At 57.0% G+C, this 525-nt stretch carries 1 pseudogene; it reads right to left on the reverse strand.

Features of this window, described 5'->3' with window-relative positions:
* Positions 1 to 410: pseudogene (locus EA473_RS21535) on the reverse strand (IS4 family transposase); the annotation flags it as partial.
* Positions 411 to 525 lie beyond the last annotated feature (115 nt).

A 525-nucleotide genomic window follows, 5' to 3' on the forward strand; every position in this document is an offset into this window, starting at 1 on the left:
GCTCCAGCCTGCTCCTCCTTGCGAGCTTCGTACTCATCGGCAAGGAACTCGTGCAACCGCAGGACGGTTCCATCAGCGATCATCACGTCCCTGAATCGGTCGATATCGGCGTCAACAGTGTCAGGGACAGCGACCTCGTCGAGACCGTACTCGACGAGGTCGCGGAAGTACTCTGCAAGAGACGGCGTCAACCGGTGATAGAAGCCGCCGGGAGAGATCGTCTCATCAGCTGTCGAGTTGTAGCTGCGTCTGAAGCCAGCGAGTGTTCGGCTTTCGCCTGCGGCGAAACCGAACACGAATGCCCAGACGAATGCGGGAATCTGGAGCTTGCGGTCGCGTTCGACCACGCCGAGTTCCTCGGCGTGCTCTTCGAGGAACTCGGAGGGAAACAATGTAGTGAGCCGACGCATAATCCGAGATGAGGAGGTTTCGTTGTGCACACTCGATACCTCCTCATTCCTTCCGAAAAGTATCCACGATAAGCTGTCGCTGTCACGTGGTTTCACGCTTAGCTAAAGACGGATA

The sequence above is a fragment of the Natrarchaeobius chitinivorans genome (assembly GCF_003841505.1).
In the GTDB taxonomy this organism is placed as follows: Archaea; Halobacteriota; Halobacteria; order Halobacteriales; family Natrialbaceae; genus Natrarchaeobius; species Natrarchaeobius chitinivorans.